At 63.0% G+C, this 13012-nt stretch carries 15 protein-coding genes and 1 pseudogene; 7 read left to right on the top strand and 9 right to left on the bottom strand.

The features are described 5' to 3' along the window. Positions 1–5: 5 nt before the first annotated feature. From NKJ77_RS21025 to NKJ77_RS21000, 6 genes are all read right to left on the bottom strand, one after another. On the bottom strand, positions 6–338 hold the full coding sequence (locus tag NKJ77_RS21025) for a cupin domain-containing protein (protein WP_488505273.1): 333 nt from the start codon (positions 336–338) through the stop codon (positions 6–8). A 203-nt stretch (positions 339–541) separates the two neighbouring features. Beyond that, on the bottom strand, positions 542–1822 hold the full coding sequence (locus NKJ77_RS21020) for an O-acetylhomoserine aminocarboxypropyltransferase (protein WP_023743587.1): 1281 nt from the start codon (positions 1820–1822) through the stop codon (positions 542–544). A gap of 167 nt (positions 1823–1989) precedes the next feature. After that, positions 1990–2511 (bottom strand): CoA-binding protein, encoded by a 522-nt coding sequence (locus NKJ77_RS21015; RefSeq protein ID WP_023711525.1) that lies wholly within the window; start codon positions 2509–2511, stop codon positions 1990–1992. Then, positions 2508–3290: an AAA family ATPase gene (locus NKJ77_RS21010; protein ID WP_023736498.1), complete on the bottom strand. Its 783-nt coding sequence runs from the start codon at positions 3288–3290 to the stop codon at positions 2508–2510. The genes NKJ77_RS21015 and NKJ77_RS21010 overlap by 4 nt, the downstream gene beginning before the upstream one ends. 8 nt (positions 3291–3298) lie before the next feature. After that, a complete protein-coding gene (locus tag NKJ77_RS21005; protein WP_023689472.1) occupies positions 3299–3721 on the bottom strand; it encodes a VOC family protein in 423 nt (140 codons plus the stop codon). A gap of 11 nt (positions 3722–3732) precedes the next feature. After that, a complete protein-coding gene (locus tag NKJ77_RS21000; RefSeq protein WP_023689473.1) occupies positions 3733–4554 on the bottom strand; it encodes an enoyl-CoA hydratase in 822 nt (273 codons plus the stop codon). A gap of 146 nt (positions 4555–4700) precedes the next feature. Between NKJ77_RS21000 and NKJ77_RS20995 the strand changes: the two genes are divergently transcribed. From NKJ77_RS20995 to rpsI, 3 genes are all read left to right on the top strand, one after another. Beyond that, positions 4701–5165: a PaaI family thioesterase gene (locus NKJ77_RS20995; RefSeq protein WP_352535703.1), complete on the top strand. Its 465-nt coding sequence runs from the start codon at positions 4701–4703 to the stop codon at positions 5163–5165. Between the two features lie 215 nt (positions 5166–5380). Continuing rightward, entirely contained in the window at positions 5381–5845 is a 465-nt protein-coding gene (gene rplM / locus NKJ77_RS20990) for a 50S ribosomal protein L13 (protein ID WP_023669409.1), read from the top strand. A gap of 1 nt (position 5846) precedes the next feature. After that, the gene (gene rpsI / locus NKJ77_RS20985) at positions 5847–6329 is read left to right on the top strand and encodes a 30S ribosomal protein S9 (protein ID WP_023669408.1); all 483 of its coding nucleotides are present in this window, start codon (positions 5847–5849) and stop codon (positions 6327–6329) included. 267 nt (positions 6330–6596) lie between these two features. Here the strand turns inward: rpsI and NKJ77_RS20980 are convergent, their stop codons facing one another. Next, on the bottom strand, positions 6597–7496 hold the full coding sequence (locus NKJ77_RS20980) for a LysR family transcriptional regulator (protein WP_023834211.1): 900 nt from the start codon (positions 7494–7496) through the stop codon (positions 6597–6599). A gap of 91 nt (positions 7497–7587) precedes the next feature. On the opposite strand from NKJ77_RS20980, the gene NKJ77_RS20975 reads away from it, so the two are divergent. Next, a complete protein-coding gene (locus NKJ77_RS20975) occupies positions 7588–8460 on the top strand; it encodes an aldo/keto reductase family oxidoreductase (RefSeq protein WP_352535702.1) in 873 nt (290 codons plus the stop codon). 184 nt (positions 8461–8644) lie between these two features. On the opposite strand, the pseudogene NKJ77_RS20970 reads toward NKJ77_RS20975, so the two are convergent. Then, positions 8645–8861: pseudogene (locus tag NKJ77_RS20970) on the bottom strand (glycerophosphodiester phosphodiesterase family protein); the annotation flags it as partial. A gap of 98 nt (positions 8862–8959) precedes the next feature. On the opposite strand from NKJ77_RS20970, the gene speB reads away from it, so the two are divergent. The 3 genes from speB (at position 8960) to NKJ77_RS20955 (ending at position 11818) form a co-directional block, all read left to right on the top strand. Then, positions 8960–9961, top strand: a complete 1002-nt coding sequence (gene speB / locus NKJ77_RS20965) for an agmatinase (protein ID WP_023669405.1) — start codon at positions 8960–8962, stop codon at positions 9959–9961. Between the two features lie 29 nt (positions 9962–9990). Then, positions 9991–10917: an N-acetyl-gamma-glutamyl-phosphate reductase gene (gene argC / locus NKJ77_RS20960; RefSeq protein WP_023831020.1), complete on the top strand. Its 927-nt coding sequence runs from the start codon at positions 9991–9993 to the stop codon at positions 10915–10917. 61 nt (positions 10918–10978) lie between these two features. After that, positions 10979–11818, top strand: a complete 840-nt coding sequence (locus NKJ77_RS20955) for an aminoglycoside phosphotransferase family protein (RefSeq protein WP_023739331.1) — start codon at positions 10979–10981, stop codon at positions 11816–11818. A 94-nt stretch (positions 11819–11912) separates the two neighbouring features. Here the strand turns inward: NKJ77_RS20955 and NKJ77_RS20950 are convergent, their stop codons facing one another. After that, entirely contained in the window at positions 11913–12995 is a 1083-nt protein-coding gene (locus NKJ77_RS20950) for a COX15/CtaA family protein (RefSeq protein ID WP_023833096.1), read from the bottom strand. Between the last annotated feature and the right edge of the window lie 17 nt (positions 12996–13012).

Below are 13012 nucleotides of genomic sequence, written 5' to 3'. Positions count from 1 at the left end.
GAGCGTCAGAGCTTGATCACATACTCCTTGCGGGTCGTTTCAAGCACTTCCCAGCTGCCCCTGAAGCCTGGCCTGAGCACGAAGCTGTCGCCGGCGCGCACCGTGCGCGCCTCGCCGCCATCCTCGGCAACCACCGAGACGCCGGACAGGATGTGGCAGAACTCCCATTCGTCATATTCGATGCGCCATTTGCCCGGCGTCGCTTCCCAGATGCCGGCATAGAGGCGGCCATCGCGCTCCTCGACATTCCAGGTGCGGAACTTCGGATCGCCCGCAATCAGACGATCCGGCGCCGGGGCGCCATGTTCGGCGTCGACGCTGTCGGTCGATATTGCCAAGTAATGCGCGGACAGGGTTTGCCTCCAACAGATTAGTGACTAGTGAGTAGTGCAGTGAGTAGTGACTAGTGAGTAGTGAGTAGTGAGTAGTGAGCGGAAAGCGCTCCCTCGAGCGGGTGGCTGATCACTAATCACTGCTAAATGGTGAATACCGACTACTACTCACTACTCACTACTCACTACTCACTACTCACTACAAAAAATCAAACCTTGGTCAAAGCCTGTTCCAGATCGGCGACGATGTCGTTGACATCCTCGATGCCGACGGAAAGCCGGACCGTGTCCGGTCCCGCGCCCGCCTTGACCTTCTGCTCGTCGGAAAGCTGGCGATGCGTGGTCGATGCCGGATGGATGACCAGCGACTTGGTGTCGCCGACATTGGCGAGGTGCGAGAACAGTTCGAGCGCCTCGACGAACTTGATGCCGGCCTCGTAGCCGCCCTTCAGGCCGAAGGTGAAGACAGCACCGGCGCCTTGCGGCGAGTATTTCTTCTGCAGCGCGTTGTTCTTGTCGCTGGGCAGGCCGGGATAGTTGACCCAGGCGACCTTGGGGTGGTTGGACAGCCAGCCGGCTACGGTGATCGCATTGTCGCAATGGCGCTGCATCCTGAGCGGCAAGGTCTCCAGCCCGGTCAGGATCAGGAAGGCATTGAACGGCGAAATCGCCGGGCCGATGTCACGCAGGCCAAGCACGCGCGCGGCGATGGCGAAAGCGAAATTGCCGAAGGTTTCGTGCAGGACAAGGCCGCCATATTCGGGGCGCGGCTCCGACAGCATCGGATATTTGCCGGATTTCGACCAGTCGAACGTGCCGCCATCGACGATGGCGCCGCCGATCGAATTGCCGTGGCCGCCGATGAACTTGGTCAGCGAATGGACGACGATGTCGGCGCCATGCTCGATCGGCCGCACCAGATAGGGCGAGGCCAGCGTGTTGTCGACGATGAGCGGCAAGCCGTGCTTGCGGGCGATGTCGCCGATCTTCTCGATGTCGACGAAGGTGCCGCCGGGATTGGCCAGGCTCTCGATGAAGATCGCCTTGGTCTTGCCATCGATCTGGCTTTCGAAAGTGGAGATGTCGTTGGTGTCGGCCCAACGCACCTCCCAGCCGAAATTCTTGAAGGCATGGCCGAACTGATTGATCGAACCACCGTAAAGCCTTGTGGCGGCGACGAAATTATCGCCAGGCCGCATGAGATTGTGGAACACGATCACCTGTGCGGCATGGCCGGAAGCAACGGCAAGTGCAGCCGTGCCGCCTTCGAGCGCCGCGATCCGCTCTTCCAGCACCGCCTGGGTCGGGTTCATGATGCGGGTGTAGATGTTGCCGAAGGCCTTCAGCCCGAACAGCGAGGCGGCATGGTCGGCATCGTCGAACACAAAGGAGGTCGTCTGGTAGATCGGCGTGGCGCGTGCGCCCGTTGCCGGGTCGGGCTTGGCGCCGGCATGGACGGCGAGCGTGTTGAAACCGGGCGTGCGGGTCATCGAAAACCTCCCTGAGCGGTAAACGTGTGAATGATGAAATGGTCAATGGTGAGCGATGAATGGTGGTCGCAAAGTCGGCCAGTCCCACCTTGATTGCAAGCCGCTCATATTCCGCATTACCCGGCTTCCAGGAAAATCCTTCTATTCACCATTCACCATTCACTGCCTTACTTCTGGCGCACACCGAAACTCTGGAATCCCGACCGCATCAGCGGCTTCTTCGACGAAAGCACACCGGAGTTGACGCCGGTCCAGCCGATCTCGCCCGACAGCTTGCCATATTCGATCTTCGGGCAGCGGTTCATCACCACCTTGATACCGGCCGCCTCGGCGCGCGCGGCCGCCTCGTCGTCGCGCACGCCAAGCTGCATCCAGATCACCTTCGGCAAGGGGTCGAGCTTCAGCACCTCATCGACAATGCCGGGCACCGATGCAGAGGCGCGAAAGATGTCGACCATGTCGACCGGCTCCGGCAGATCGGCAAGGCTGGCATAGGTCATGCGGCCGAGGATTTCCTTGCCGGCCTGCCCCGGATTGATCGGAAACACCGAAAAGCCCTTGGCCAGCAGATATTTCAGCACGAAAAAGCTCGGCCTGACATCGTTGGCCGACGCGCCGACCATGGCGATGGTCTTCACAGAATTGAGGATGCCGCCGATATAGGCATTGTCGTAGCTATCGTGATTCACTCGTCGGTCTCCCTCAGTGCTTCCTCCATAAAGGACTGCGGGTCCGTGCAGAAGTCGCGCATCATGCGAAAATGATCGGTATCGGTGAAATCGGTCGGATCGAGGCCGAAACGGCTGATTCGGAAGAGCCGCGCGCCGGGACAAGCCATCAGCAGCGGCGAATGCGTCGCCATGATCACTTGCGCCGTGCCTGACTGGTCCATGCGCCGCAGCATCTTCAACAATTCGATCTGCCGCGACGGCGACAGCGCGCTTTCGGGCTCGTCGAGGATGTAGATGCCTTGCCGGCGGCAGCGCTCCTCGAAAAAGCGAATGAACCCTTCGCCATGCGACCACGATAGAAAGTCCGGCGGCGGCGGTCCGAACGGGTCTTCGAGTGCCGCCTGGTCGAGATAGCGCGCGACCGAGTAAAAAGATTCGGCACGAAAGAACCAGCCGGCGGTGACTTTTGGCAGCCAGTGGCCGCGGAATGTATTCGCCAGTGCCGCACCGCTCTTGTCGATGGCGATGGAATGATCGACCGGACGATAGCCCTTGCCGCCGCCGGCCTCGTCGTAACCGGCCAGCGCGCCGATGGCTTCCAGCAGTGTCGATTTGCCGGTGCCGTTTTCACCGACAATGATGGTGATCGGCGTGGTGAATTCGAGCTCGAATTCACGGCCGCGAAACAGCGGCAGGTTCCATGGATATTTTTCCCAATCTTCCACGCGCTCGGGGTCAATCAGGATGCGTTTGAGATAAGGCGCCTTAAGCCGGGTCAGTTGCTTGCGATAGCCCATGCGGGCGCTCAGTCCGGCAGCGAGATGGTGCCGTCATCCGCGATCGGGAAGGCCGGATTGTGTGCGACTTCCCAGACATGGCCGTCGGCATCGGCGAAATATCCATACCAGCCGCCCCAGAAGGCGCGGCCTGCCGGCTTGACGATCCTGCCGCCGGCCTTCTCGGCGGCCGCCAGCACGTCGTCGACTTCGGCATCTGAGCGGGTGTTGTAGGCGAGGTAGACCGCCGACGGTGCTGCGGCGAAGGCAATGCCTGAATCCTCCTCGGCGCTTGGCCTCGGGAACAGGCCGAGAATGGCGCCGCCCATCTGGAAGAAGGCGACGCCATCGGTGATGCCGGCGTGGCGCTTCAAGCCCATGCCTTCGTAAAAGCGCACGGCGCGCTCGAGATCGTCGGTGGCGATGGTGATGATGGAGATGCGCGGTTCCATGGATCGAAAACCTATTCGTCCGTCCATTCCGGTTTGCGCTTGCCGATGAAGGCGCCGATGCCTTCCTCGGCGTCGCGGGCCAGCATGTTCTCGACCATGACGCGGCCGGTATAGGCATACGCGTCCGCCAACCCCATCTCGGCCTGCGCGTAAAAGGCTTCCTTGCCGGTCTTGACCACCAGAGATGATTTGGAGGCAATGGTTTGCGCGTATTTGGTGACGATCTGATTCAGGTATTCGCGCGGCACGACGCGGTTGACCAGGCCGAATTCCTTGGCGGTTGCGGCATCGATGGTCTCGCCGGTGAGCAGCATTTCCATGGCGTGCTTGTGAGACACGTTGCGTGACAGCGCCACCATCGGCGTCGAACAAAACAGGCCGATATTGACGCCCGGCGTGCAGAAGGTCGCTTCATGCGAGGCAATGGCGAGGTCGCAACTGCAAACCAGTTGCAGCCCCGCAGCGGTGGCTAGGCCATCGACTTCGGCGATGATCGGGAGCGGATGGCGCACGATCTGCTGCATCAACGCCGCGCAAGCCGAAAATGTCTGCTCGAAAAACCCCTTGCCCTTGTCGGCGTCGGCGCGGCGCGCGGTCATTTCCTTGAGATCGTGACCGGCGCAGAAGACTTTCCCGGCGGCCGCCAAGACGATGACGCGGACCGATTTGTTGGCCTTGGCACGGTCGAGCTCGGCGCTCAATGCCGCCATGACGGAAAGCGACAAGGCATTGGCGGGCGGATTGGCGAGCGTCAGGCGCAGCACGCCCTTGTCCAGCCCGGCGATGACCGGCCCGTCTATGGCAACAGGTTTGATCGAAAGGATTTCGGCCATGACAAGGGTCTCCGCGATTCCGCCGGGCGCCGCCAGACTATCTAATATCGGATCGAGTTTCATCAACACCCATCGCTTGCGCCAGAGGTGTTGCCAGAAGCGCATCATTGCGTTCATACAGGCCCGGCATAGAACGAGAGACCGACATGCCCGCCCAGGATAATCTCAAGCCGGTGCTGACGGCGGCTGAAGTCAATGCGCTGATGGCCAGCGTCTACCCGCAGCTCAACGACGAGTTCACGTCGTATGAGGCGCTCGATGTGTTTCCGGGCGGCTGCACGGTGCGGCTCAATGCCGACGAGCGGCATTTGCGGCCCGGCGGCACGGTGTCCGGGCCCTCGCTGTTCACGCTGGCCGACATTGGCGGCTATGTCTGCGTGCTCAGCCATGCCGGGCCGGATGCGCTTTCGGTTACCGTCAACCTCAACATCAATTTCGTCCGCAAGGGCGAGGCCGGCCCGATCGACGGCCATTGCCGCATCCTGAAGCTGGGCAAGAGCCTGATGGTGTTCGATATCGACATCGTTGCCGGACCGAAGGGACACACGGTAGCGCATGCGACCGGCACCTATTCGATCCCGCCGAAGCGCGCCGCCGATGTGGTAAAATAATACCTTTTGGTCAAACCTTTGTTTTTATTACACTTTGCGAGCAGACGTGCGTTTCCTGCGCCTTGACGTGCCCACTCCCCTCGCCTATAAGCCGTCACGAAGCAGCGGCCCGCAAAGGCCGCCGTTTTGTTATTGGCGGCGGGCAAGTGCCTTGTCGCCAATCCAAGCAACAAGAAACGCCTTCTTCGGAAGGTCAAAATCGAAAGCAGAAATCCATGGCAACCTTTTCGCAGAAGCCTGCGGATGTGGTGAAGAAGTGGGTGCTGATCGACGCCGAGGGTCTCGTCGTCGGCCGTCTCGCCACTGTCATCGCCAATCATCTTCGCGGCAAGCACAAGCCCACCTTCACCCCGCATGTCGACGACGGCGATAACGTCATCGTCATCAATGCCGACAAGGTGGTGTTCACCGGCAAGAAGTTCACCGACAAGGTCTATTACTGGCACACCGGTCACCCCGGCGGCATCAAGGAGCGCACCGCGCGCCAGCTGCTCGAGGGCCGTTTCCCCGAGCGTGTCGTCGAGAAGGCCGTCGAACGCATGATCCCGCGCGGGCCGCTCGGCCGTCGCCAGATGAAGAACCTCCGCGTCTATGCAGGCACGGAACATCCGCATGTCGCCCAGCAGCCCGTCACCCTCGACGTCGGCGCGCTGAACGCCAAGAACAAGAAGGTTGCATAAGATGGCTGAGCTTTCCTCGCTCGCAGAATTGGGCGCCGCCACCGGCAACACCAATACCCAGCCGGCAGCACCCGTCCATGTCCAGAAGCTCGACAAGTCGGGCCGCGCCTATGCCACCGGCAAGCGCAAGAACGCCATCGCCCGCGTCTGGGTGAAGCCGGGTTCGGGCAAGATCGTCGTCAACGACAAGGAATTCGCGACCTATTTCGCGCGTCCGGTCCTGCAGATGATCCTCAACCAGCCGATCATCGCTTCCAACCGCGCCGGCCAGTACGACATCGTCGCCACCGTCATCGGCGGCGGCCTGTCCGGCCAGGCCGGTGCCGTTCGTCACGGCATCTCCAAGGCGCTGACCTACTATGAGCCGGCACTGCGCGCCGTGCTCAAGAAGGGCGGCTTCCTGACCCGCGACAGCCGCGTCGTCGAGCGCAAGAAGTACGGCAAGGCGAAGGCCCGCCGTTCCTTCCAGTTCTCGAAGCGCTAAGCGCTGCGACGTTCCAGACATCGAAAGGCCGCCTCCGGGCGGCCTTTTCTTTTGGGTCTCGGCAGTCCCCCCCCCCGGCGCTTCGCGCCGACCTCCCCATCGAGGGGAGGTAGGAGGTCGCGGCAGTTTTGCCGCCCGGACAATCCACGATGGTCCAGCGGCTAGCAAACCAGTTCGACCATAAAAACGCGGCACCCTACCTCCCCTCGATGGGGAGGTCGGCGCGAAGCGCCGGGTGGGGTGATGGCGCCGGCCTCGGTTCAAGTCTCAGAACTTGCCGGCCTTGATGTAATCGATAAACGCCCGTAGCGGCGCCGGAACCAGACGCCGTCCGGGATAGTACAGAAATGGCCCGGGAAAGCTCTGCCACCATGGTTCGAGCACGGGCTCCAGGTCACCGCTTTCGAAGTGAGGGCGAAGCCACCCTTCAAAGAGAGCGACGATGCCGCTGCCGGCAATCGCCGCATGGACGGCAAGATCGCTCGCCCCGCCGATGCGCACGATCAACGGCCCCGTCGTGTCGACCCGCACCACCTCGCCGTCGCGCTCGAATTCCCACGGCAGCATCGAACCACTGGCAAAACGGCCGCGCAGACAAGCATGGCCAAGCAGATCGCTCGGGTGCTGCGGCCGCCCATGGCGATCGAGATAGGCGGGGCTGGCGCCAGTGGCGAAGCGCTGGACGCGCGGTCCGATCGGCACCGCGATCATGTCCTGCTCCAGTCGCTCGTCATAGCGGATGCCGGCGTCGCAGCCGGCCGCCAACACGTCGACGAAGTTCTCATCGGCGATGACCTCCAGCCGAATGCCGGGATAGGCGGCGAGGAAGCCCGGAACGATGTCGGGCAATATCAGCCGCGCGGCGCTGACCGGGACGTTGAGGCGCAGCGAACCGGCCGGCCTGTCGCGAAAGCCATTAACCACGTCGAGGGCCGCCTCCACCTCCGACAGCGCCGGGCCAAGCCTTCCCAAGAGGCTGAGGCCTGCGTCGGTTGGAACAACGCTGCGTGTGGTGCGGTTGAACAGCCTGACGCCGAGCTGCGTCTCCAGGCGGCGCACCGCTTCGCTCAGGCCCGACGCGCTGCCGCCGCTGGCGCGAGCCCCTTCCCGAAAACCGCCGGCACGCGCCACCGTCACGAAAGCGTTCAGATCGCCAAGGTCCATCATTGTTCGCCATTCCGCACAAGCTGTACGGATTGTACCTTATTATCCCGAGGTTGAGCAGCGTCTATCTTCGCCTCCTCAAAGGAGACCGACCATGTCCACCATCCAAAAATCCGGCACATTCACCCTCGGCAGCCACACCGTGAAACGGCTCGGCTACGGCGCCATGCAACTTGCCGGCCCGCACGTTTTCGGTCCGCCGAAGGATCATGACGCGGCCATTGCAGTGCTGCGCGAAGCGGTGGCGTCCGGGGTCAACCACATCGACACCAGCGACTACTATGGCCCGCATGTCACCAACCAGCTGATCCGCGAAGCGCTGGCGCCCTATCCGCAAGACCTCGTCATCGTCACCAAGATCGGGGCGCGGCGCGGCAGCGACGGCTCCTGGCTGCCTGCCTATTCCGCCAAGGAACTAGAGCAGGCCGTGTACGACAATCTCAGGAATCTCGGCCTTGAGGTGCTGGATGTCGTCAATCTGCGCATCATGTTCGGGGTGATGGGTCCGGCCGAGGGCTCGATCGAGCCGCAGTTGACCGCGCTTGCCGAACTGCAGCGCAAGGGTCTGGTGCGCCATATCGGCCTGAGCAACGTCACCCCAGCGCAGGTCGAGGAAGGCCGTGGGATCGCCGAGATCGTCTGCGTGCAGAACCAGTACAATCTGGCGCATCGCGACGACGACGGGTTGATCGATGAACTGGCGCGCGCCGGTATCGCCTACACGCCGTTCTTCCCGCTCGGCGGTTTCAGCCCGCTGCAGTCGTCGACCTTGTCGGATGTGGCCGCGCGGCTCGGCGCCACACCCTTGCAGGTCGCGCTCGCCTGGCTGCTGCGCCGCTCGCCGAACATCCTGCTGATCCCGGGGACGTCGTCGGTCGGGCATTTGAGAGAGAACCTGGCGGCGGCGGAACTGGAGCTGTCGGCTGATGTGCTGAGGGAATTGGATGGGGTGGCGAAAGCGGCGTGAAGCGCGAGCAATCTCCCCCCTCGAGGGGGAGATGTCGCCAAAGGCGACAGAGGGGGTCGGTTCGACCGGGCTGGACCTTTTCTCAGTGGCAGAGGGAGGTTAGCGCTCCACGCGAGGCGACCCCCTCTGGCCTGCCGGCCATCTCCCCCTCAAGGAGGGAGATTGCAGCTCCAGCCTCCGCTCCAATGATACTCGCCGTATTCGCGGCTCGGCCGGCTTCGCCTCATCCACATAAGGCACCCTAAACCCGTTGGCCCCCAGCCAGCCAATGGCAGCCTTCGGTTCGTCGGTCTGGATGATGGTGGCGCCGCGTTCGGCCCAGAAACCGTGGTCTCGGCCGGCATGCCGGCCCGCACCGCCAGTTCATCGCCGCGGCCGCCGGAGAGGATGCCGCCGGGCCTTGCACCTTGGCGATACAAGTCCTTCGCCAAGCTGTGACTGGCATCTTGCGTGCCGGTTCTGTAGTTGTGGCAGCCCGATGAACAAAGAAGGACCCGTAATGGCGAACCAGACCATCGATAACGCCTTCACCGCCCGCTCCAAGACGGGGCCTTCCTTCGAGCCGACCTATGCCGGCGCGCTGTCGTTCATGCGGCGCAAATACACCAAGGATGCAAAGGGCGCGGACGCCGTCGTGTGGGGCATTCCGTTCGATGCCGCCGTCACCAACCGGCCGGGCGCGCGCTTCGGGCCGCAGGCGATCCGCCGCGCCTCGGCGATCCTCGACAACGACCCGCAATATCCGTTCTCGCGCGACCTGTTCGAGCATCTCGCCGTCATCGACTATGGCGATTGCCTGCTCGATTCGGGCAATCACCAGAAGACACCAGGCACGATCGAGCGCGAGGCGGCGAAGATCCTGAAATCGGGTGCCTTCCTGTTGTCGCTCGGCGGGGATCATTTCGTCACCTGGCCGCTGCTCAAGGCACATGCCGCCATCCACGGGCCGCTGGCGCTGGTGCAGTTCGATGCGCACCAGGACACCTGGCCTGACGATGGCAAGCGCATCGACCATGGTTCGTTCGTCGGCCGCGCCGTCAATGAAGGCATCATCGACCCCGATCGCTCGATCCAGATCGGCATCCGCACGCATGCCCCCGATACGTTCGGCATCAAGATCCTTTACGGTCACGAGATCGAGGAGATGCGGGCTTCCGACATCGCCTATGCGATCGTCGACCGCACCGGCGGCAGGAAGACCTATCTCACCTTCGACATCGACTGCCTCGACCCGGCCTTTGCGCCCGGCACCGGCACGCCGGTTGCCGGCGGACCGTCCTCGGCGAAAATCCTGTCGACGCTGCGCCAGCTCGGCCAGGTCGATATTGTCGGCGCCGACGTCGTCGAGGTTGCGCCGGCCTATGATCACGCCGATATAACGGCGATCGCCGGCTCGATGGTGGCCATGCACTATCTCGGCCTGGTGGCCGAGCGAAAAGCGCGGGCGGAAGAGCTGAACAGCGGCAACCATGGCGCGGCAAACCATGGCCAGGGCATATAGGCCTGAATTAGCAGGGAATTGACGGGCACATGAAACCGAAAATCTTCATCGACGGCGAACACGGCACCACCGGCCTGCAGATCCGGGCGCTGCTGGCCGAGCGCGGCGACCTCGAGATCATCTCGATCCCGGCCGAGCGCCGCAAGGAAACGGCGGCGCGCGCCGAGTTCCTCAATGCAGCCGATGTCGCCATCCTGTGCCTGCCGGATGCGGCTGCCAAGGAAAGCGTATCGCTGATTGCCAACGACACCACCAAGGTGATCGACGCCTCCACGGCGCATCGCGTAGCCGAGGGCTGGGAATATGGCTTTGCCGAGATGGAAAAGGGCCAGGCCAAGATCATCGCCAATGCAAAACGCGTCGCCAATCCCGGCTGCTGGCCGCAAGGACCGATCGCGACACTGCGGCCGCTGGTCGCCGCCGGCCTGCTGCCGGCGGATTTCCCGATCACCGTCAATGGCATTTCGGGCTATTCGGGCGGCGGCCGGCCGATGATCGAGGACTATGTCGCCAAGGGCGAGGATGCCTCTGAATTCCAGGTCTATGGGCTGACCCTGCAGCACAAGCATGTGCCGGAGCTGCGCACCTATGCGAAGCTGTCGCACGATCCGATCATGCAGCCGGCGGTCGGCAATTTCGCCCAAGGCATGATCACGGTGGTGCCGCTGCAACTCGGCGGGCTTGACCATGTGCCGGCCGGCGCCGAACTGCACGCTGCAATCGCCGACCATTTTGCCGCCATCAAGGGCGGCGGGGTCGAGGTAGCTCCTTACGAGCACGTGGAGCGCCTGCCCGAGATCAATCCCGAGGTCTATAACGGCACCAATCGGATGAAGGTCTATGTCTTTGCCAATGACGACCGGGCGCAGGCGCTGCTGATTGCGGTCTATGACAATCTCGGAAAGGGCGCCTCGGGTGCTGCCGTTCAGAACATGGATCTGATGCTCGGCCTTTAATTCAGTTGGAGAGAGCATGTTGCCCGAAAACCGCTTAACACTTTTCGGCATCACGCTCTGAATGGACGCGCCTGCATTTCCAAAGCGCTGGAAGATCAGCGCGCCCGAGCTCATTGCGGAGACGTTTTCGAGCCGCATCTGGAAGGTGCGGCGTGAGGACGGCTCGCCGGCCATCGTCAAGGCGCTCAAACCATTCGACGATGTCGAGGACGAGTTGCGCGGCGAGCACTATCTCGCATGGCGGCGCGGCGAAGGCGCGGTGCGGCTGCTTGGCCGGGACGGCCACCGCATGCTGCTCGAATATGCCGGCGACACCCTGCTTTCCGACGTTCTGGCCAAAGAAGGCGACAACGCCGCGACCGCAATCGCGGCCGAGTTGATGGGGAGACTGTTCTCGCCCACAAGACACCCTGCCCCGCCGGACCTGCAGCCGCTGCGGACACGGTTTGCCAGCCTGTTCAAAAAGGCCGGAGCCGATCGCGACGCCGGAGAGCACAGCCTCTATATCGAGGCCGCCGAAATCGCGGACCGGCTGCTCGATGCCCCGCATGCGGTCAAGCCGCTGCATGGCGACCTGCATCACGACAACATTTTGCACGGTGCGCGCGGCTGGCTGGCGATCGACCCGAAGGGCGTGGTCGGCGATCCCGGCTTCGACGCCGCCAATCTGTTCTACAACCCACTGGGGCGCGACGACCTCTGCCTCGATCCCGAGCGCATCGCGCATATGGCCGAGATCTTCGCCAGGACACTGGGCCAGACGCCGGCTGCCATTCTCGACCATGCCATCGCCTATGGCTGCCTGTCGGCCGCATGGCATCATGAGGACGAGAATGCGGTCGACGAGAACCGCGAGCTGTCGGTTGCGGGAGTGATCCGAAAGGTGCGGCTCAGCTTCTGACCGGCGCAGCCTCGCGCGTTAGACGTAGCGAGGCAGTTCGTTCGCGAAATAGATTATTGCGACGGCCAAGACACCGTAGACGATGTACCTGCGTTCATGGCGGCCGCGTTGGCAGTGGATAGGCGCCTTTGGTGCCGCGCCAGTGGGCGGCGGCAAATCCCAGCAGGACAAGCGCGAAGGCCTGATGGGTCAGCGCCATGTGCAGCGGCACCTGCATCAGCAGCGTGCCGATGCCGATCGAGGCCTGGACCAGCACCAGCAGAAACAGCAGCGTCGCGCGGCGTGCGTGTGTCGTGCCTGGTAAACGCCGGCGTGTCGCGATCATGTGCCAGAGCGCGACGGCAAAGACCGTGTAGGCGCCCAGTCGGTGGACGAACTGCACCGTCTTCGGGTTCTCGAACAAGTTGCGCCAGGCCGGCTCGAGCAGAAGCAAATCTGACGGGATCACCTTGCCGTCCATCAGCGGCCAGGTGTTGTAGCTCAGGCCGGCGTCGAGCCCTGCGACCAGCCCGCCGAGATAGATCTGGACCAGCGCCAGCAGCACGATGAAACCGGCCAGTCTTTGCGTCGACCGGCCGGCGGCAGGCTCCGAATGCGGCGCCAGCCCGCGCGCGACCACCATGGTGGCAGTGAAGATCAGGGCGGCAAGCGTCAAATGCGTCGCCAGCCGGTACTGGCTGACGGAGACGCGGTCGACCAGGCCGGAGGCCACCATCCACCAGCCGATGGCGCCTTGCAGGCCACCAAGCAGCAGAATACCGACCAGCTTTGGCCCAAGGCCGCGCTCGATGCGGCGCGTCGCCCACAAGACCAGCAACGGCAGGCCGAAGACCAGGCCGACACTGCGCGCCAGGATGCGGTGCGCCCATTCCCACCAGAAGATCGATTTGAAGGCGTCCAGGCTCATGCCCTTGTTGAGCTCGGCATATTGCGGAATCTTTTGATAAAGCTGGAATTCCTCCTGCCACTCCGCGTCATTGAGCGGCGGTATCACACCGTGGATCGGCTTCCACTCGGTGATCGACAGGCCGGAATTGGTGAGCCTGGTGGCGCCGCCGACCAGCACCAGCGCAGACAGCACCAGAAGCACGACATACAGCCAGCCGCGCACCAGCGCCCGATTTTTCAAGTCGCGATCGCGGTCAATGTAAGGCGCGGCGGCTGATATGGCGGCCATGGTTGGTCCCGGCAGGT

Source organism: Mesorhizobium sp. M0052 (genome assembly GCF_040323255.1).
Classification (GTDB): Bacteria; Pseudomonadota; Alphaproteobacteria; order Rhizobiales; family Rhizobiaceae; genus Mesorhizobium.
Note: the sequence above shows the minus strand (reverse complement) of the source record. Positions and strands in the feature narration are given on the sequence as shown.